A 19,367-nucleotide genomic window follows, 5' to 3' on the forward strand; every position below is an offset into this window, starting at 1 on the left:
TTGTCTCGCCCGCCCCAACGTCCATACTTGGTTTACTGAAGACAAGCCGGGTGTGCGGATTCTCGGATGCATGGTCGGAGACCGATATGAAACAATTGCTTTTAGGTGCGGTGCTGTCGGCGACAGTCGGCACAGGCGCCGCAGCGGCGCAGACCGGACTAGAACAGGACCAGACCGTCTTGCAGGGCTTCTACGCCATCGGCTTGGCGGATGAGGTGCGCAAAAACTGCCCCACGATCTCACCTCGATTGGTGCGGGCCTATACGTTCCTGAAGTCGCTTGAGTCCTATGCCAAGAACGCAGGTTACACCGACGCGGACATCGACGCGTTGCGCGACTCAGCCGCGCGCGACCGGCTAGAGGCGCAGGTGCGTTCCGATCTGTCCGCACGCGGCGCGCGACCGGGCAATACCGCTGGTTACTGTCAGGTCGGGCGCGAGGAAATCGCGCGCGGCACGCAGGCCGGCAAACTGTTGCAGTCCAACTGATGCGCTGGCTTGTATCCCTTTTCGCTCTGCTCCCCGGCGCCGCTTTGGCCGGTGGCATGACCGTCATCGTCGAGATGCCGTGTTACCCTGAGGACAAGTTCGATCTGTGTCGGGTGCCGATCGTCGATGGTCACTATGCCGGCTATCTGCCGCGCACAGTGCCGTCGCATGTGACGCTTGGGCCGGGACGCAAGCGTCTGCGGCTGTTCAAAGGTGAGTTCGCGAACCCGGTGGCCAACGACTTCTCGATCTACGTGACCCCGAACATCGTGCCTTATCGCGAGGCTGTGCAGGACGCGGCGATGGTCGCGGCAGCGCAGTGCGGTCGGCAGGGACAAGAGGTGGTGGTCGCACGTATCGTGGATCGTCAGCGTCACGCGCCAGAGAACCTTGAGTCGTGGAAGTTCTCGGCGATCTGCGACTGATCCGCGCCAAAACGCCGTTTGGGGCGCTCTGCGCCTTTTCGACCCGCGGCGAAGCCGTTAGATGGGGCGCAATGACGACCCGCAGCCAGGAGACATGGGTATGAGCGATCTGCGCAAGATCATCATCGACGGAACCGAGGTTGAAGCCGATCCGACGATGACCCTTCTGCAAGCCTGCGAGATGGTCGCCGACATCGAGATCCCGCGCTTTTGTTACCACGAACGGCTGTCCATCGCGGGCAACTGCCGGATGTGTCTCGTCGAAGTCGTGGGCGGCCCTCCGAAGCCAGCCGCAAGCTGCGCGATGCAGGTCAAGGATCTGCGCCCCGGCAAGGACGGTGCCCCGCCAGAGATTCGCACCACCAGCCCGATGGTGAAGAAGGCACGCGAAGGGGTGATGGAGTTCCTGCTCATCAACCACCCGCTCGACTGCCCGATCTGCGACCAGGGCGGCGAATGCGATCTGCAGGATCAGGCCATGGCCTACGGTGTCGATTTCAGCCGTTTTCGTGAGCCGAAGCGGTCCGTGACGAATATGGACCTTGGTCCGCTCGTCGGCACCCATATGACGCGCTGCATTTCCTGTACCCGTTGTGTGCGCTTCATCACCGAAGTCGCCGGGATGCCTGAGTTGGGACAGACTGGGCGCGGTGAGGATGCGGAAATCACCTCTTATCTTGGCCAGACGCTCGATTCGGAAATGCAGGGGAATATCGTCGACCTGTGCCCCGTCGGCGCGCTGACCTCCAAGCCCTACGCCTTCACCGCCCGCCCGTGGGAGCTGTCGAAGACAGAAACCATCGACGTGATGGACGCGCTCGGCTCGAATATCCGGGTGGACACGAAGGGCCGCGAAGTGATGCGGATCCTGCCGCGCAACAATGACGGCGTGAACGAAGAATGGCTGGCCGACCGCTCTCGTTACGTCTGGGACGGCCTGAAGCGTCAGCGTCTGGACAAGCCGTATATCCGCGAAAACGGCAAACTGCGCCCCGCGACTTGGCCCGAAGCGCTTGGCGCTGCCGCCGATGCAATGCGCGGCAAGACGGTGGCCGGTCTGGTCGGCGATCTGGCCCCGGTAGAGGCTGCTTTCGCGCTGAAGCAGATGATCGAAGGGCAGGGCGGTCGCGTCGAGTGTCGTCTCGACGGCGCGAACTTGATCCCCGGCAATCGGGGCGCCTACGCAGGTACCGCCACGGTCGAGCAGATTGAAGACGCCGCCCGCGTGCTGATCGTGGGCGCGAACCCTCGGATCGAAGCGCCGGTGTTGAACAGTCGTATCCGCAAGGCTTGGGTGAACGGCGCAGACATTGCCCTGATCGGCGAAGGCGTGAATTTGACCTACGACTACGCGCATCTGGGAACGGGTGCGAGCGACGTGTCGAAGCTGGACCTGCCGGAAATCGACGGAGAGACCATCGTGGTCGTGGGGCAGGGCGTGTTCCTGCGCGACGACGCGGCAGCGATCCTGTCGAAGCTGGCGGGTGTGGGTGGCATCGTCACGCTGCACCACGCGGCGAGCCGCGTCGGTGCGATGGACCTGGACGCCGTAACCGAAGGCGGTCTGTCCGGCGCTCTGGACGGGGCCGACGCGATTTATGCGCTTGGCGTGGACGAAATCGACATTCCCGCAGGTCCGACCGTGATCTACCAAGGTAGCCACGGCGACCGTGGCGCGCACCGGGCCGACATCATCCTGCCCGCCGCCTGCTACACGGAAGAAACGGGTATCTTCGTGAACACCGAAGGCCGTCCGCAGCTTGCGCTGCGCGCCAACTTCGCGCCCGGTGAGGCGAAAGAGAACTGGGCCATTCTGCGCGCTCTGTCTGCAGAAATAGGTGCGGCGCTGCCCTTTGATTCGCTGCGCGACCTGCGGGCGTCGCTGTTCAAGGCGGTCCCGCACATGAGGGCGATCGACGCGGTGCCGCTGAACGAGATGGGTGATCTGGGCAATGGCACCATCGCGGATGGCGACTTCGCCACGACGATCGACGATCATTACCTGGTGAACCCAATCTGCCGAGCCAGCCAGTTGATGGCCGAGCTGAGCCAACACGCCAAGGAACGCAAACAGGCCCCGCTCGCGGCAGAGTGAGCGGGGTGCGTGCCATCGTCGCGGCGCTGGTTCTGGGGGGCTGCGTGGGTTTAGGTGCACTGCCGGAGGACCTGCCCGAACGCCCCCCGTTCCCGCCCGAAAATGCGCAGTATCTGGGCAGTCAGACACGCCTTCTAGACACGGATCTGGTCAATTTCCTTGTCGAGATGCGCGGCGCGCGAGACGGTCGGGACGCCGGAGCCTACGCGCGTTGTGTCGCGGCCGGGTACGCGCTGATACGGGGCTTTGGTTTCGCACGGCATATCCGCACGATTGCGTCGCAAGAGGGTGGTCTTTGGCGCGGAGATGCGGTTTACACCGTCTCGCCCGCGCTGCCGCCCGGCAAGCGGACACTCGATGCCGAAACCGAAGTGGCAAGGTGCCGCGAGGACGGCATCCCACTGATCTGAGGCCATGTAGGGCCACCGAGTTAGGAACGCCGGATGGACGGATTTTTCACAACACCGCTGGGGATCTTGCTGATCGTCGTCGCGCAGTCCCTGCTGATCGTGGCTTTCGTGATGATCTCGCTTCTGGCGCTTGTGTATGGCGACCGGAAGATCTGGGCTGCCGTGCAGATGCGGCGCGGCCCGAACGTCGTGGGCGTCTTCGGCGTGCTGCAATCGGTGGCCGACGCGCTGAAATACATCCTGAAAGAGATCGTCATCCCCGCCGGTGCGGATCGCTTCGTTTTCCTGTTGGCGCCAATCGTCAGCTTCGTTTTGGCCATGGTCGCCTGGGCGGTGATTCCGTTCTCTGAAGGTTGGGTTCTGGCCGATATCAACGTCGCGATCCTGTTCATCTTCGCCGTATCCTCGTTGGAGGTTTATGGCGTGATCATGGGCGGTTGGGCCTCGAACTCGAAGTATCCGTTCCTGGGCTCGCTGCGGTCGGCGGCTCAGATGATTTCCTACGAGGTGTCGCTTGGTCTGATCATTATCGGTGTCATCATCACCACCGGATCGCTGAACCTGTCGGACATCGTGCGCGCGCAGGACGGCAACCTGGGCCTGTTCAATTGGTACTGGCTGCCGCACTTCCCTATGGTGTTCCTGTTCTTCATCTCGTGCCTGGCGGAGACGAACCGCCCGCCGTTCGACCTGCCAGAGGCCGAATCGGAACTCGTCGCGGGCTATCAGGTGGAATACTCTTCCACGCCGTTCCTGCTGTTCATGGCCGGCGAATACATCGCAATCTTCTTGCTCTGTGCCGTGACCTCGATCCTGTTCTTCGGCGGTTGGCTGTCGCCCATTCCCGGCCTGCCCGACGGCGCGTTCTGGATGATCCTGAAGATGGCCTTCTTCTTCTTCATGTTCGCCATGGTGAAGGCCATTGTTCCCCGTTTCCGTTACGACCAGCTGATGCGCCTTGGCTGGAAGGTCTTCCTTCCGTTCAGCCTGATCTGGGTCGTTATCGTATCGTTCCTTGCCAAGTTTGAACTGTTCGGCGGTGCCTATGCCCGCTGGGCGGTTGGAGGTTAACCCATGTCCGATTCCAGCTTCGACTACGCCCGCGCCGGCCGTTATTGGCTGCTCTTCGACTTCTGGAAGGGCATGCGCCTGGGCTTCAAGTATTTCTTCGCGCCCAAGGCGACGTTGAACTACCCGCATGAAAAAGGGCCGATTTCCCCGCGTTTCCGGGGTGAGCACGCTCTGCGTCGCTACCCGAACGGGGAAGAGCGTTGCATCGCCTGTAAATTGTGCGAAGCCGTCTGTCCCGCTCAGGCCATCACCATCGACGCCGAGCCGCGCGAAGATGGCAGCCGCCGCACCACGCGCTACGACATCGACATGACGAAGTGCATCTACTGCGGCTTCTGTCAGGAAGCTTGCCCGGTGGATGCCATCGTCGAAGGGCCGAACTTCGAATACGCGACCGAGACGCGCGAAGAGCTGTTCTACGACAAGGCCAAGCTGTTGGAGAACGGTGAACGCTGGGAAGCAGAGATCGCCCGCAACCTCGAAATCGACGCGCCTTACCGCTAAGCACTGGGACCGACCGCATGACCCCGCCCGACTTTGCCTTCTACCTTTTCGCCGTGCTTGTTGTGGCGGCTGGCCTGTTCACCGTGATTGCGCGGAACCCGGTGCATTCGGTGCTGTGGCTGATCCTGGCGTTCCTGTCGTCGGCGGGGCTGTTCGTCCTGATGGGGGCAGAATTCGTCGCGATGCTGTTGGTCATCGTCTACGTGGGCGCCGTCGCGGTGCTGTTCCTGTTCGTCGTGATGATGCTGGACGTGGATTTCGCCAAGCTGAAGGCCGAAATGGCGGGCTATATGCCCATTGCCCTGCTGATTGGTGTCGTCATCCTGATGCAGCTGGGGATCGCATTCGGCGTCTGGCAGGCCAGCGATCTGGCCGAGCAGAACGTGGCCGCCTCCATCGCGCGGATCGAAGGGTCGAACACGCAGGCCATCGGTCAGTTGGTCTATGACGACTATCTGCTGCTGTTTCAGCTTGCCGGACTGATCCTGCTGGTCGCGATGATCGGGGCCATCGTCCTGACGCTGCGCCACCGCACGGGCGTCAAGCGCCAGAATGTGATGGATCAGATCATGCGTGACCCGTCGACTGCCATGGAACTGAAAGACATCAAGCCGGGCCAAGGCCTGTAAGGAGAACCGCATGTCGCGAACAACCATCATCGTGGTCGTCGTTGTTGTCATTGTGGCAGTGGGTGGCTTCGGCTTCCTGTAGGCCGCACCGGAAGATCAAAAAAGACCGGCCACCGGCGATGGACCACCGTCGCGTCTAGGGGTAGGACCGGCATCGAAATCGGCCCTGAGGGACAGGACATGATCGGACTAGAACATTACCTGACAGTCGCCGCGGCACTATTCGTCATCGGCATTTTCGGCCTGTTCCTGAATCGCAAGAACGTCATCATCATCTTGATGTCGATCGAGTTGATGCTGTTGGCCGTGAACATCAACCTCGTCGCCTTCTCGACCCATCTGGGCGATTTGGTGGGGCAGGTGTTCACGCTGTTCGTGCTGACCGTCGCCGCCGCAGAGGCCGCCATCGGCCTTGCGATCCTAGTCTGCTTCTTCCGCAATGCAGGCACGATCGCGGTCGAAGACATCAACGTGATGAAGGGCTGATCCCATGACCACGATCATCCTGTTCGCGCCCCTGATCGGTGCCATCATTTGCGGCTTCGGCTGGAAGTTCATCGGCGAAAAGCCGGCGCAGTGGACGGCCACGTCGCTTTTGTTTTTGGCCGCGCTGCTGTCGTGGGTCGTCTTCCTGTCATTTGACGGTGAGACCGCGCGCATCCAGATCTTGACGTGGATCGAGTCGGGCAGCCTTGCGACCGATTGGGCGATCCGGCTGGACCGGATGACCGCGATCATGCTGATCGTCATCACGACGGTTTCCGCGCTCGTGCACCTGTATTCCTTCGGTTACATGGCGCACGACGAGAACTTTCGCGATAACGAGAGCTACCGCCCCCGGTTCTTCGCATATCTGTCGTTCTTCACCTTCGCGATGCTGATGCTGGTGACGGCGGACAACCTGCTGCAACTATTCTTCGGGTGGGAGGGCGTTGGCCTCGCGTCCTACCTTCTGATTGGCTTCTACTTCCGCAAGCCGTCCGCCAACGCCGCCGCCATCAAGGCCTTCGTGGTGAACCGCGTGGGCGACTTCGCCTTCCTATTGGGCATCTTCGCGATCTACCTTCTGGTCGATTCGATTCAGTTCAACGATATCTTCGCCGCCGGGCCGCAACTGGCCGAGACGCAGATTCGCTTCCTGTGGTCCGACTGGAACGCCGCCGAGGTGATCGCCGTTCTGTTGTTCCTTGGCGCCATGGGTAAATCCGCGCAGCTGTTCCTGCACACGTGGCTGCCCGACGCCATGGAAGGCCCGACGCCGGTGTCCGCGCTGATCCATGCGGCGACGATGGTCACGGCGGGTGTCTTCCTGGTCTGCCGCATGTCGCCGATCATGGAATACGCGCCGCAGGCCACCGCCTTCGTCACGATCATCGGCGCGAGCACGGCCTTCTTCGCCGCGACCGTTGGCCTTGTGCAGACGGACATCAAGCGCGTCATCGCCTATTCGACCTGCTCGCAGCTGGGCTACATGTTCGTGGCCGCTGGCGTTGGCGTCTACTCGGTCGCGATGTTCCACCTGTTCACGCACGCCTTCTTCAAGGCGATGCTGTTCCTTGGGGCCGGTTCGGTCATCCACGGGATGCACCATGAGCAGGACATGCGGAACTATGGCGGTCTGCGGAAAAAGCTGCCTTACACCTTCTGGGCGATGATGATCGGCACGCTGGCCATCACCGGCGTCGGCATCCCGTTGACCCACATCGGCTTCGCTGGCTTCCTGTCGAAAGATGCCGTGATCGAAAGCGCTTGGGGCGCAGGCACGGGTGTCGGCACCTACGGCTTCTGGGCGCTCGTCGTGGCCGCTGCCATGACCAGCTTTTACTCGTGGCGGCTGATGTTCATGACGTTCTACGGCAAGCCGCGTGGCGACAAGCACACGCATGAGCATGCCCATGAATCGCCGATGGTGATGCTCGCCCCGCTTGGCGTGCTGGCGCTGGGTGCGGTGTTCTCTGGCATGGTTTGGTACGGCTCTTTCTTCGGCGACCACGCGCAGGTGAACCGCTTCTTCGGCATCCCGGCCCACGCCGAGGCCGAAGCAGCTGACGACCACGGCGCGGAAACCGCCGCCGGGGATGATGCGGGCGAGGGCGCTGGCGAAGCCATCGAAGAGCTGGCCGAGGGTGACGTGGACGAGGCCGTGGCCGACGCCACCGAGCCAACAGCCGATAGCGACGGTGGCGAAGACACGCACGGTGACGTCATGGCGGGCGGCTGGGAGGCGGGCGCAATCTACATGGCCCCCGAGAACCACGTGATGGACGACGCGCACCACGCGCCCAAGTGGGTGAAGGTCAGCCCGTTCGTTGCGATGTTGCTTGGCTTCCTGCTGGCGTTCCAGATGTACATTCGCCGTCCCGCCATGCCGGGCCAGTTCGCTGACGCGATGCGGCCGCTGTACCTGTTCCTGCTGAACAAGTGGTACTTCGACGAGATCTATAACTTCGCCATCGTCCGCCCGGCGGGCTGGCTGGGACGGTTCTTCTGGAAGAAGGGTGACGGCGCGGTCATCGACGGTGGCATCAACGGTTTGGCGATGGGGGTGATCCCGTTCTTCACGCGTCTCGCCGGGCGGGCGCAGTCGGGATACCTGTTCCACTACGCCTTCGCGATGGTCATCGGCATCGCGCTGTTGATCACCTGGATGACGCTGAGCGGGGGGCAGTAACATGGACAGCCTGATTTCCATTATCGTCTTCCTGCCGTCGCTGGCGGCAATCATCCTTGCACTGTTCCTGCGCGGCGAAGACGAGGCTGCGCAGCGCAACGCCAAGTATCTGGCGCTGATCGCCACGGGTGCGTCCTTTGCGCTGTCGCTTCTTCTGCTTGCCGGGTTCGAGGCGGGTGCCGGATTCCAGTTCGTCGAACAGCACGAATGGATCGGCGGCCTGACCTACAAAGTAGGCGTCGACGGCATCAGCCTTCTATTCGTCCTGCTGACCACCTTCCTGATGCCGCTTGTGATCCTGTCGGCATGGGAGGTGACCACTCGCGTCAAGGAATACATGATCGCGTTCCTGCTGCTGGAAACGCTGATGCTGGGCGTGTTCGTCGCGCTCGACCTGATCCTGTTCTACCTGTTCTTCGAGGGCGGTCTGATCCCGATGTTCCTGATCATCGGCATCTGGGGCGGCAAGGAACGAATCTACGCATCGTTCAAGTTCTTCCTCTACACCTTCCTCGGTTCTGTGCTGATGCTGGTCGCCATGCTGGCGATGTACGTGGACGCGAGCACGACCGACATCGTCGCGCTTCTGGATCATGAGTTCAGCTACCAGACCTTCCGCCTTGGCGGGATGCAGATCGTCGGCGGCTTGCAAACCCTGCTGTGGCTGGCCTTCTTCGCGAGTTTCGCGGTGAAGATGCCCATGTGGCCCGTCCACACCTGGCTGCCCGACGCCCACGTACAGGCACCGACCGCGGGGTCGGTCGTTCTGGCTGCGATCCTTCTGAAGCTGGGCGGCTACGGGTTCATCCGTTTCTCGCTTCCGATGTTCCCGGTCGCATCCGACATACTGGGGCCGCTCGTGTTGTGGCTGTCGGCTATCGCGATCGTCTACACCTCTCTGGTGGCGCTGGCGCAGAACGACATGAAAAAGCTGATCGCCTATTCGTCGGTCGCCCACATGGGCTACGTCACCGCCGGTATCTTCAGCGCCAACCAGCAGGGCCTCGACGGTGCGATCTTCCAGATGATCAGCCACGGCTTTATCTCTGGCGCGCTGTTCCTGTGCGTGGGCGTGATCTACGACCGGATGCACACGCGTGAGATTGATGCCTACGGTGGCCTTGTGAACCGGATGCCGGCCTACGCGCTGATCTTCCTGTTCTTCACCATGGCCAACGTTGGTCTGCCGGGCACGTCGGGTTTCGTGGGTGAGTTCCTGACCCTGATGGGCATGTTCCAGGCGAACACCTGGGTCGCTGCCGTGGCCTGTTCGGGTGTGATACTGTCGGCCGCCTACGCGCTGTGGCTGTACCGCCGCGTCGTCATGGGCGATCTGATCAAGGAAAGCCTGAAGACCATCAAGGACCTGACCCCACGCGAGCGCTGGATTTTCGCGCCGCTGGTGGCGATGACGCTGTTGCTGGGTGTCTATCCCAGCCTTGTGACCGACATCGTCGGCCCCAGCGTTGCCGGTCTGCTCGATAACTACGATACCGCGCTCGACGCTGCGGGGCTGATGGATCAGTCCGCCGTCGCAGAAGCCGCCCAGTAAGGACAGCGCCATGACCGCAAATGATTTCTCGATCATCCTGCCCGAGTTCGCGCTGGCGTTCTACGCGCTCGGCGCGTTGCTGGTCGCGGTCTACACCGGCAAGGACAAGGTCGCCGCGTCCCTGACTTGGACGACCGTTGCCGCGTTCCTGGCGCTGGCCTTCTGGATCGGCGTGTCCGGCCCGCGCGATCAGGTGGCGTTCAACGGTCTGTTCATCGACGATGCGTTTTCGCGGTTTGCCAAGGTGACGATCCTGCTGTCGGCCGCTGCCGTCCTGGCCATGTCGAAAAGCTACATGGAGCGGCGCGATATCCTGCGGTTCGAGTACCCCGTGCTGATGGCGCTTGGTGTCGTGGGTATGTTGGTCATGGTATCTGCAGGTGACCTGATGACCCTGTACATGGGGCTAGAGCTGCAGTCGCTGTCGCTTTACGTCATCGCGTCCCTGCGCCGCGACTCGCTGAAATCGACCGAGGCAGGACTGAAGTACTTCGTGCTCGGCGCGCTATCCTCTGGTCTGTTGCTGTATGGCGCATCGCTGACTTATGGCTTTGCGGGCACCACCCAGTTCGCCGGTATCCTTGAGGCCGCGCAGGGCGAAACGCCGCTGGGCCTGCTGTTCGGCCTTGTGTTCATTGTATCGGGTCTGGCCTTCAAGGTCAGTGCTGCACCCTTCCACATGTGGACGCCCGACGTTTACGAAGGCTCTCCCACGCCCGTCACCGCGTTCTTCGCCACTGCCCCCAAGGTTGCGGCAATGGGCCTGTTCGCCCGTGTCGTGCATGATGCCTTCGGCGGCGTGGTCGGCGATTGGCAGCAGGTGGTCGCGGTGCTGTCGGTTGCGTCGATGTTCCTGGGTGCGGTGGCGGCCATCGGCCAGACCGACATCAAGCGCCTGATGGCCTATTCATCGATCAACCACATGGGCTTTGCGCTGATGGGTCTGGCGGCTGGCACGGCCTTCGGCGTGCAGGCGATGCTCGTCTATATGGCGATCTACGTCGCGATGAACATCGGCACCTTCGCCTTCATCCTGTCGATGGAGAAGAACGGCAAGCCGGTCATGACGATCTCTAGCCTGTCGAATTTCAGTAAGGTCGAGCCGACCAAGGCGCTGGCGATGCTGGTCCTGATGTTCTCGATGGCGGGTGTTCCGCCGCTGGTGGGCTTCTTCGGCAAGTATTACGTGCTGACCGCCGCTGTTGGCGCTGGCCTTGGCTGGTTGGCCGTGCTGGGCGTGATCGCCTCGGCCATTGCCGCTTACTACTACCTGCGCATCGTCTACCTGATGTATTTCGGGGCCGAGACCGAAGGCCTCGACGGCGGCACCCATCCGGTGTTGTGGGGCATGCTGGTCGTGTCGGCGCTGGTGATGGTGTTCGGCGTCATCAACCTTTTCGGTATCGAAGGGGCGGCGGCAGCGGCGGCGGACTCACTTGTCCAGTAGTGCCAGCTGGCCAGACGGCTACGGTCGCATCATTCGCGACACCTGCGACAGCACGAACGCAGAGGCTGCGCGTCTTGCTCCGACCCTAAGCCAGCCCACATGGGTTCTGGCGCACCACCAGACAGGTGGGCGCGGGCGTCAGGGGCGGGAGTGGGCCAGCCCCAAGGGCAATTTCGCGGCGACGCTGGCCATGCGCCCCACCGGAAACGCCGGTTGGGCTGCGCTGCGATCCTTCATGATCGCCAATGCGCTGTTCGAGGCCCTGGCCCTGCATGTCCGCCGCACGCGCCTGTCGCTCAAATGGCCGAATGACGTACTGCTGGACAATGGCAAAGTCGCTGGCATCCTGCTGGAGAGCGCCAGCAAGGGCGACCAGATCGACTGGCTGTGCATCGGCGTGGGGGTGAATCTGTCACACACGCCCGGCGGCATCCGTGATGCAGCGTTCCCGCCGGTCGCCGTGGGCGAGGAAATCGACCCAGAGCAATTCCTGACCGAGCTTGCTGGTTTCTACGCCACCGAAGAGTCGATTCTCATGTCGCTAGGCTTCGAGCCGATCCGCGAAAAATGGCTGCGCAACGCCGCGCGTCTTGGAGAGGTCATCACCGCCCGCACACAGGACGCCGAACACACCGGTCAGTTCAAGACCGTGGACGACGGCGGCCGCCTGATCCTCGACACGGCGGACGGCGAAATCCGCATCGCCGCCGCCGACGTCTACTTCTAGAAGGCGCTGCGCATGCTTCTGGCCATCGACGTGGGCAATACCAACACCGTCTTCGCCTTATGGGATGGGGCGGAGTTCCGAGCAACATGGCGCACCGCGACGGAAGTGACGCGCACGGCGGATCAGTATTACGTCTGGCTCTCGACCCTGATGAACCTGCAGAAGATCGACGGCGAGATCACCGAGGCCATCGTCTCCTCGACCGTTCCGCGCGTCGTCTTTAACCTTCGCGTCCTGTGCAACCGCTATTACGATTGCCGCCCGCTGGTGGTTGGCAAGGCCGATTGCCCGCTGCCCGTTGAAGTGCGGGTGGATGCGGGCACGCAAGTGGGCCCTGACCGGCTGGTGAACACTGTTGCAGGCTTCGACAAGTACGGCGGTGATCTGATCGTCGTCGATTTCGGCACCGCCACTACCTTCGATGTTGTGGCTTCCGACGGCGCATACGTCGGCGGTGTCATCGCGCCCGGCGTGAACCTCTCGTTGCAGGCGCTGCATGACGCTGCGGCGGCATTGCCTCTTGTGGATGTGACGATGCCGCCCCATGTCGTGGGCACCAACACCGTGGATTGCATGCAGTCCGGCGTGTTCTGGGGATATATCGGCCTTGTGGGTGGAATAGTGCAGCGCATCAAGGATGAGCGCGCGCGCCCCATGAAGGTCATCGGAACGGGTGGGCTGGCACCTCTTTTCCAGCAGGGTGACACGTTGTTCGACGTGTTCGAGGACAATCTTACGATGCACGGACTGACCGTGATCCATCGGTATAACAAAGGCTTACAAGAATAATGGCAACTGAACGACTGATCTATCTGCCCCTCGGTGGGGCAGGCGAAATCGGCATGAACTGTTACGTTTACGGGTACGGCGCTCCGGGCAAGGAACGCCTGATCGTCGTGGATCTGGGCGTGACCTTCCCCGATATGGATACGACCCCCGGCGTCGACCTCATCTACCCCGACATCACGTGGCTGGCAGAGCGCAAGGACCGGATCGAGGCGATCTTCATCACCCACGCCCACGAAGACCACGTGGGCGCCGTCGGCATGACCTACGGACAGCTGGAAGCACCGATCTATGCGCGCAACTTCACCGCCATCCACGCGCGCCGCAAGATGGAAGAGCACGGCCACGACCCCGCGAAGGTGAATGTCGTCGCGCCTTGGCCCGAGCAAGTGAACGTGGGGCCGTTCACCGTTGGTTTCCTGCCGATCTCGCACTCGATCCCTGAATCGTCGGCCATGGTCATCGACACCAAGGAAGGCCGCGTGATCCACACGGGCGACTTCAAGATCGACTATGCGCCGGGCGTGGGCGAGGCTTTCGACCGCGATCTTTGGGCAGAGGTCGCCAAGGATGGCGTGAAGGCGCTGATTTGCGACTCGACCAACGTGTTCAACACGCATGAGGGCCGCAGCGAATCCTCCGTCGGTCCCGAAATCACGCGCTTCATTGCCGAACAGAAGGGCATGGTCGCCGCGACCACCTTCGCGTCGAACGTCGCGCGCGTTCGCACCTTGGCGATGGCGGGCGTGGAAGCGGGCCGGACTGTGTGCCTCATGGGCCGCTCGATGAAGCGGATGATCGACGCCAGCCAAGAGGCCGGCGTTCTGCCCGACTTCCCGCCTTTCATTCAGCCGGAACAGGCGGGTGACATCCCGCGTGAGAACCTGATGCTGATCGTCACCGGCAGCCAAGGCGAGCGTCGCGCGGCGTCCGCTCAACTGGCGCGCGGCAAGTTCTTGGGCATCAGCATGGATGAGGGCGACACGTTCCTCTTCTCCTCTCGCACGATCCCCGGCAACGAGCGTGGCGTTATCGACATCTGGAACCAACTGTCGGAACGCGGCGTCGATGTGCAGGACGACGACAATGGCCGCTATCACGTCTCTGGCCACGCCAACCGTCCCGATCTCGTAGTGATGCACGAACTGACCAAGCCGCAGATGGTCATCCCCATGCACGGCGAACACCGCCACCTGCGCGAACATGCCAAGCTGGCCGAAAGCATGGGCCGCACGGGCGTTGTTGCTCCGAACGGCACTTGCGTATCGCTGTCGGGTAACAAGCCCGAGACGGTGGAATACGTGGACACGGGCCGCACCTATCTGGACGGTTCGGTCAAGATCGGCGCAATGGACGGGGTCGTGCGCGACCGTATCCGCATGGCGCTGAACGGGCACATGATCGTCTCGCTTCTGGTGGACGAAGACGATGCCCCGCTGGGTGAACCCTGGGTCGATCTGAAGGGCCTGCCGGAGACAAACGAGATGGGCGAAAGCGTGTCCGATATCGTCGAGCACGATCTGGACCAGGCCGTCCGTCGCGCCGGTGACAATGTGCTGCGAGACGACAAGAAGCTGGACGAGCTGCTGCGCCGCGCGGCGCGCAACTCGGCCAATTCGGTGCTGGGCCGCAAGCCCGAAGTGACGGTGGTGGTCAGCCGTCTGTCCTAGGACCGAAGGCGCTTTTCATCGTTCGATAAATACCTTGGGGAGCGCGAGGGGCAAAGCCCCTCGCATCTTAACGACACAACCAGACCGCTCCACCGACAGCCACCACGCTGACGGCCGCCGCACCTGCCACGACGGGTGCGGCCAGGGCTGCGGTCATGGCGGTCGACGCACCTGTCCCGAGTGAGGCTAGGATCGAACCGGCGGACCCCGTCAGGATCGCGGCGCCAGAGGCATGCTTGATCGCCTGCGTGCGCGATTGGTCCGCCCCGCGCCGGGTGAGGATGTCCGTCGTAGTACCTGCCACGCCGACCGCGCCGTCGCGGGCGGTGTTCACGCGCTCACAGGTCGTTGCGGTGCAACGCCCGCGATAATCGCGCGCGCCGGGGGCCAGCAGATAGCCGAACTCCGGGTCGGGCAGAAGGCAATAGCCGTCGATCTCTTCTTCCGGCACGTTCAACGAAAGGAACGAGATCAGCGTTTCGCTGTCACAGGCCGGATCGCGTCCACGCAGGCGGTCGATGGGCTTCGTCGGCCAACGGCCCAGCCGTTCGCGCAGACCGGGCGCGTCCCGGTCCAGCGTATCGCGGTCGATCAGGATTTCGTCGGCGTTGAGCGTCGCGCGACAGTAGTCTTCGGCCAGGGCGGGCGCGGCCAGAAGGGCGAGGGCAATCGTGATGAATTTGAACATGCCCCGCAGGATAGGGGTCGCGCGCGCGCCGACCAGCAGCGCGCGATCACGTTGGCGGCAAGTGGCCTAGCCGTCCATCCGTTCTTCAAAGCTTTTCTCGATGAAGGTTGGCATGTGATCGCCCATGCCGACGACCTGTGCACCGTTGCCACCGTTGCTGCCGTCACGCCGACCGCCGCCGCTGCCACCACGACGGTTGCGACCGCCCCGGCTACGCTCTTGCGGCTTATCGGCTTCTGCGGCCGCAACAGGCTCGGTCTGCGGCGCGGGTGTCGGTTCCGGCGTTGCCTCTGGCTTGGGTGCTTCAGCGGCAGGTGCCTCGGTCGCGACCGGAGCGTCGGCTTTCGCCTCTGCGGCCGGCTTGCGGCTGCGGCTGCGCGTGCGGCGGGGCTTCGGTGTCTCTTCGGCGTCGGCCTTCAACGCTTCTGGTTCTGCGGGGGCCGGAGCCGCGCCAGTGTCGAGACGCGGGATCTCTTTTTGCAGCAAGCGTTCCACGTCTTCCAGGTTCTTCTCGTCGGACGGCTGGCACAGCGTGATGGCCTTGCCGTCGCGGCCCGCGCGACCCGTGCGGCCGATGCGGTGCACGTAATCCTCGGCATGGCCCGGCACGTCGAAGTTGAAAACGTGGCTGACCGAAGGCACATCAAGACCGCGCGCGGCGACATCAGACGCCACGAGGATGCGCAGATTGCCCGCGCGGAACCCGTCAAGCGTACGGGTACGCACGGATTGATCCAGATCGCCGTGGATCGGCGCGCACTCATGCCCGTATTTGGTCAGGCTTTTCGCGACGATATCCACGTCCGACTTGCGGTTGCAGAAGATGATCGCGTTGGTCAGCTTGTCGCCTTCCGCGTCGATCAGCTGACGGAGAAGTTTGCGCTTTTCGCTGGCGGCACGGTCCTTGCGCGACGGGCGGAACATCGCAACGCCTTGCTCGATCGTTTCCGAGGCAGAGGCTTGCCGCGCGACTTCGACCCGGTGCGGGTTCGACAGGAAGGTGTTGGTGATCCGCTCGATCTCTGGCGCCATGGTGGCCGAGAAGAACAGCGTTTGCCGGGTAAAGGGCACGAGGCTAAAAATGCGCTCGATATCTGGGATGAATCCCATGTCGAGCATCCGGTCGGCTTCGTCCACGACCATGATCTTCACGTCGGTCAGCAGTAGCTTGCCACGCTCGAAATGGTCCAGAAGGCGGCCCGGCGTGGCGATCAGAACGTCGACGCCCTTGTCGATCAACTGATCTTGTTCCTTGAAGGATACGCCGCCGATCAACAGAGCCTTCGTCAGGCGCACGTGCTTGGAGTAGGTGTCGAAGTTCTCGGCCACCTGTGCGGCCAGTTCACGCGTGGGGGCCAGCACAAGGCTGCGCGGCATCCGCGCCTTGGCCCGGCCGCGCGCCAGTTGCGTGATCATGGGCAGCGTGAAAGAGGCTGTCTTGCCGGTGCCGGTCTGGGCGATTCCCAGAACGTCGCGGCCTTCAAGCGCGGCGGGAATTGCCTGCGCCTGGATGGGGGTCGGCTCTGTGTAGCCGGCTTCGTCGATGGCTTTCTGGACCTTGGGGCCCAGCTTCAGGTCGCTGAATTTGGTCATGGATGTCCGAACTTGGGCGGGCAGTGCCGCCGGAGGTTGGGACGCCAAATCACGCGTCCCGGCGTAAGACCGCGCGCATCGCGATCGGATGTGGTGCTAGCGAAGATTGACGTGCGCGTCAATCTTGCCCGCCGTGGTGCGACGCTGCAGCGGTTGGATGCAATCGCGGTGTGTAGCCCGCGTGCAGCACCGCGCGGATCGGTGCTGGGGTCAGAACGGTAGCAGTCGTGTCGGGATGCGGGATCGCAAGGCCGTAGCCGTCCGGCGTGTAGGGCAGCAGAGTGCGCGTTTGTACCAGGTGCGAGTGGCCCTGCCAGACGATCATGCTGCCAGGGGGGATGCGATCCATTGGTACCGCGTCGCGTTCGGGCGCTATGCGGGCCGAGTGCAGCGCCTTGTCGATATCAGCGGCGCGCGGGGCGGGGCCGACGGATTGCTGCCACAGCGCCTTGAAGGTCTTGGCCTCGGCCTTGCGGCATTCAAAGCAAGGGCGGTGCCCGGCGGCCAAGGCGACCGCCTCGTCAAGGAAGAACAGCTCGGTGTAGCGTCGTGGCGCCATCAGCTCTCGCTTGCGGCCTTTGAACGACAGAACGCAGGCGATCCAAGCCTTGCTCTTCCAGCGCGCCTTGCCCAAGCGCATTGCGTCGTCGTGCAGAATGCCGCGGTTGCCCATCAGCATCCCGCGCATGGGGGTGTCGGTGATCCGCCCATCGGGCTGAACACGATTCTGTAGCGTCATTCGGCGGCCACCTCGTCGTCCGTGGTCAGGAAACCACCGGACTGTCGCTGCCACAGGCGCGCGTAAAGGCCGTTGTTGGCCAGCAATTCCGCATGGGTGCCCTGTTCCGCAATACGCCCGCCATCCATCACGATCAGTCGGTCCATCGCGGCGATGGTGGACAGGCGATGCGCAATGGCAATGACCGTCTTGCCTTCCATCAGCGCCTCCAGCCGGGACTGGATCGCGGCCTCGACTTCCGAATCGAGCGCGCTGGTGGCCTCGTCCAGTACCAGTATCGGCGCGTCCTTCAGCGCCACGCGCGCGATGGCGATTCGCTGGCGCTGGCCGCCCGACAATTTGACGCCACGCTCACCCACATGGGCGTCCAGCCCGCGCCGCCCGGTGCCGTCGGTTAGGTCGTGAACGAAGCCATCGGCCTCGGCCATACGCAGGGCATCCATGATCTGCGCCTCTGTCGCATCGGGGCGGCCGTAGGCCACGTTGTCACGCACCGAACGGTGCAGCAGGGCGCTGTCTTGCGTCACAACGCCGATCTGGGCGCGCAAGCTGTCTTGCGTGACATCGCGAACGTCCTGACCGTCGACGGTGATTGCACCCTGCTGGATGTCGTGAAAGCGCAGCAGCAGGTTGACGAGGGTGGACTTACCAGCGCCGGATCGGCCCACCAGGCCGACACGCTCTCCCGGTGCGATATCCAGCGACAAATCGGTCAGGACAGGTAGGGGCTGCGCGGTGGCCTGTCCGTCGTAACGGAAGGTCACATTGTCGAAGCGCACGCCGCCGGGACCGGGCTGCAGGGGCAGCGCGCCCGCACGGTCCTGCACATCGCGAGGCATGGACAGCGTCGCCATACCGTCGCGTACGGTGCCGATGTTTTCGAACAGGGCCGCGAACTCCCACATGATCCAGTGGCTCATGTTGTTCAACCGCAGCGCCAGCGGGATCGCGATGGCCACGGCACCGACGGCAATGGCCCCTTGCGACCACAGCCACAGGCCCAGCCCAGCCACACCGCCGACCAACCACACGTTCAGTGTGATCAGCACCATGTCGAGCGAACTTGACAGGCGCATCTGGCGGTAAACGGTCTGCAGGAAGGCATCCATGCCCTCATGCATCCAGCGTTCCTCGCGGTCGGAATGGCTGAACAGCTTGACGGTGGCGATATTGGTGTAGCTGTCCACCACGCGTCCCGTCATGGCGCTGCGCGCATCGGCCTGCGCTTGGCTGACCCGGCCCAGTCGGGGGATGATGACGCGCAGAAGCAGGGCGTATCCGGCGGCCCATGCCAAGAAAGGAAGCGCCAGCCGCCAGTCCTGACTGGCCGCCAGCATCAGCGCGCCAAGGAAGTAGACAGAGACATAGGTGCCCACGTCCATCAGCTTCATCGCCACCTCGCGCACCGCCAGAGAGGTCTGCATCAGGCGTTGGCTGATCCGGCCAGAGAACTCGTCCTGGAAGTAGCCGATGGACTGGCGCAACAGATAGCGGTGGGCCTGCCAGCGGATGCGCTGCGGAAAGTTGCCCATCAGCGACTGGTGCAGCACCATAGACGCCAGCGCGTTCAAAAGTGGCAGAACCAGCAGCAGAACGACCGCCATCATCGCCAATCGCTGGCCTTCCTGCGCCCAGAACACGTCACGCGGCGTGTCGGCCAAGCGGTTGACCAGCTCGCCCAGCCAGCCGAACAGCACCACCTCGATCGTGGCGATGATCGCCGAACCGAGGGCAAGCAGGATCAGCCACGGCAACGCGCCGCGGCTGTAGTGCAGCACGAAACGCCACAGCGTCGACGGCGGCATGTTCGGCGCGTCGTGCGGGTAGGGATCAAGACGGCGTTCGAACCACGCGAACATGGGGGTAGCTTTC

The 19,367-nt window shown here is 63.0% G+C and carries 18 protein-coding genes; 14 read left to right on the top strand and 4 right to left on the bottom strand.

The annotated features are described in order from the left end of the window. The first annotated feature begins 86 nt into the window (after nt 1–86). From FIU81_RS06520 to FIU81_RS06585, 14 genes are all read left to right on the top strand, one after another. Complete coding sequence (locus FIU81_RS06520) at nt 87–488, top strand: DUF5333 domain-containing protein (protein WP_124112754.1); 402 nt, start codon at nt 87–89, stop codon at nt 486–488. Next, entirely contained in the window at nt 488–913 is a 426-nt protein-coding gene (locus FIU81_RS06525; protein WP_124112755.1) for a hypothetical protein, read from the top strand. Before FIU81_RS06520 ends, FIU81_RS06525 begins: the two co-directional genes overlap by 1 nt. A gap of 100 nt (nt 914–1,013) precedes the next feature. Then, complete coding sequence (gene nuoG / locus FIU81_RS06530; RefSeq protein WP_124112756.1) at nt 1,014–3,008, top strand: NADH-quinone oxidoreductase subunit NuoG; 1,995 nt, start codon at nt 1,014–1,016, stop codon at nt 3,006–3,008. Next, nucleotides 3,005–3,418, top strand: coding sequence for a hypothetical protein (locus FIU81_RS06535; RefSeq protein ID WP_413816227.1), 414 nt, complete (start codon nt 3,005–3,007; stop codon nt 3,416–3,418). Before nuoG ends, FIU81_RS06535 begins: the two co-directional genes overlap by 4 nt. Nucleotides 3,419–3,451: 33 nt before the next feature. Beyond that, complete coding sequence (nuoH, locus tag FIU81_RS06540; protein WP_124112757.1) at nt 3,452–4,489, top strand: NADH-quinone oxidoreductase subunit NuoH; 1,038 nt, start codon at nt 3,452–3,454, stop codon at nt 4,487–4,489. Between the two features lie 3 nt (nt 4,490–4,492). Next, complete coding sequence (gene nuoI, locus FIU81_RS06545; RefSeq protein WP_124112758.1) at nt 4,493–4,993, top strand: NADH-quinone oxidoreductase subunit NuoI; 501 nt, start codon at nt 4,493–4,495, stop codon at nt 4,991–4,993. A 17-nt stretch (nt 4,994–5,010) separates the two neighbouring features. Next, on the top strand, nt 5,011–5,622 hold the full coding sequence (locus tag FIU81_RS06550) for an NADH-quinone oxidoreductase subunit J (protein WP_124112759.1): 612 nt from the start codon (nt 5,011–5,013) through the stop codon (nt 5,620–5,622). Nucleotides 5,623–5,802: 180 nt separating this feature from the next. After that, nucleotides 5,803–6,108, top strand: coding sequence for an NADH-quinone oxidoreductase subunit NuoK (gene nuoK, locus FIU81_RS06555; protein ID WP_124112760.1), 306 nt, complete (start codon nt 5,803–5,805; stop codon nt 6,106–6,108). A 4-nt stretch (nt 6,109–6,112) separates the two neighbouring features. Next, the gene (nuoL, locus tag FIU81_RS06560) at nt 6,113–8,293 is read left to right on the top strand and encodes an NADH-quinone oxidoreductase subunit L (protein ID WP_124112761.1); all 2,181 of its coding nucleotides are present in this window, start codon (nt 6,113–6,115) and stop codon (nt 8,291–8,293) included. A 1-nt stretch (nt 8,294) separates the two neighbouring features. After that, nucleotides 8,295–9,845, top strand: a complete 1,551-nt coding sequence (locus FIU81_RS06565) for an NADH-quinone oxidoreductase subunit M (RefSeq protein WP_124112762.1) — start codon at nt 8,295–8,297, stop codon at nt 9,843–9,845. A gap of 10 nt (nt 9,846–9,855) precedes the next feature. Next, nucleotides 9,856–11,292, top strand: a complete 1,437-nt coding sequence (nuoN, locus tag FIU81_RS06570; protein ID WP_124112763.1) for an NADH-quinone oxidoreductase subunit NuoN — start codon at nt 9,856–9,858, stop codon at nt 11,290–11,292. After that, nucleotides 11,282–12,019, top strand: coding sequence for a biotin--[acetyl-CoA-carboxylase] ligase (locus FIU81_RS06575; protein ID WP_124112764.1), 738 nt, complete (start codon nt 11,282–11,284; stop codon nt 12,017–12,019). Before nuoN ends, FIU81_RS06575 begins: the two co-directional genes overlap by 11 nt. A 12-nt stretch (nt 12,020–12,031) precedes the next feature. Next, on the top strand, nt 12,032–12,808 hold the full coding sequence (locus tag FIU81_RS06580) for a type III pantothenate kinase (RefSeq protein WP_124112765.1): 777 nt from the start codon (nt 12,032–12,034) through the stop codon (nt 12,806–12,808). Then, nucleotides 12,808–14,475: a ribonuclease J gene (locus tag FIU81_RS06585; protein WP_124112766.1), complete on the top strand. Its 1,668-nt coding sequence runs from the start codon at nt 12,808–12,810 to the stop codon at nt 14,473–14,475. Before FIU81_RS06580 ends, FIU81_RS06585 begins: the two co-directional genes overlap by 1 nt. Nucleotides 14,476–14,542: 67 nt before the next feature. Here FIU81_RS06585 and FIU81_RS06590 read toward each other — a convergent pair whose 3' ends face one another. The 4 genes from FIU81_RS06590 to FIU81_RS06605 form a co-directional block, all read right to left on the bottom strand. Beyond that, on the bottom strand, nt 14,543–15,163 hold the full coding sequence (locus tag FIU81_RS06590) for a hypothetical protein (protein WP_124112767.1): 621 nt from the start codon (nt 15,161–15,163) through the stop codon (nt 14,543–14,545). A 66-nt stretch (nt 15,164–15,229) separates the two neighbouring features. Beyond that, on the bottom strand, nt 15,230–16,756 hold the full coding sequence (locus FIU81_RS06595; RefSeq protein ID WP_124112768.1) for a DEAD/DEAH box helicase: 1,527 nt from the start codon (nt 16,754–16,756) through the stop codon (nt 15,230–15,232). Between the two features lie 118 nt (nt 16,757–16,874). Further along, a complete protein-coding gene (locus tag FIU81_RS06600) occupies nt 16,875–17,495 on the bottom strand; it encodes a hypothetical protein (protein ID WP_124112769.1) in 621 nt (206 codons plus the stop codon). Beyond that, a complete protein-coding gene (locus tag FIU81_RS06605; RefSeq protein WP_124112770.1) occupies nt 17,492–19,354 on the bottom strand; it encodes an ABC transporter ATP-binding protein in 1,863 nt (620 codons plus the stop codon). The genes FIU81_RS06600 and FIU81_RS06605 overlap by 4 nt, the downstream gene beginning before the upstream one ends. Between the last annotated feature and the right edge of the window lie 13 nt (nt 19,355–19,367).

The organism is Palleronia sp. THAF1, from assembly GCF_009363795.1.
In the GTDB taxonomy this organism is placed as follows: Bacteria; Pseudomonadota; Alphaproteobacteria; order Rhodobacterales; family Rhodobacteraceae; genus Palleronia.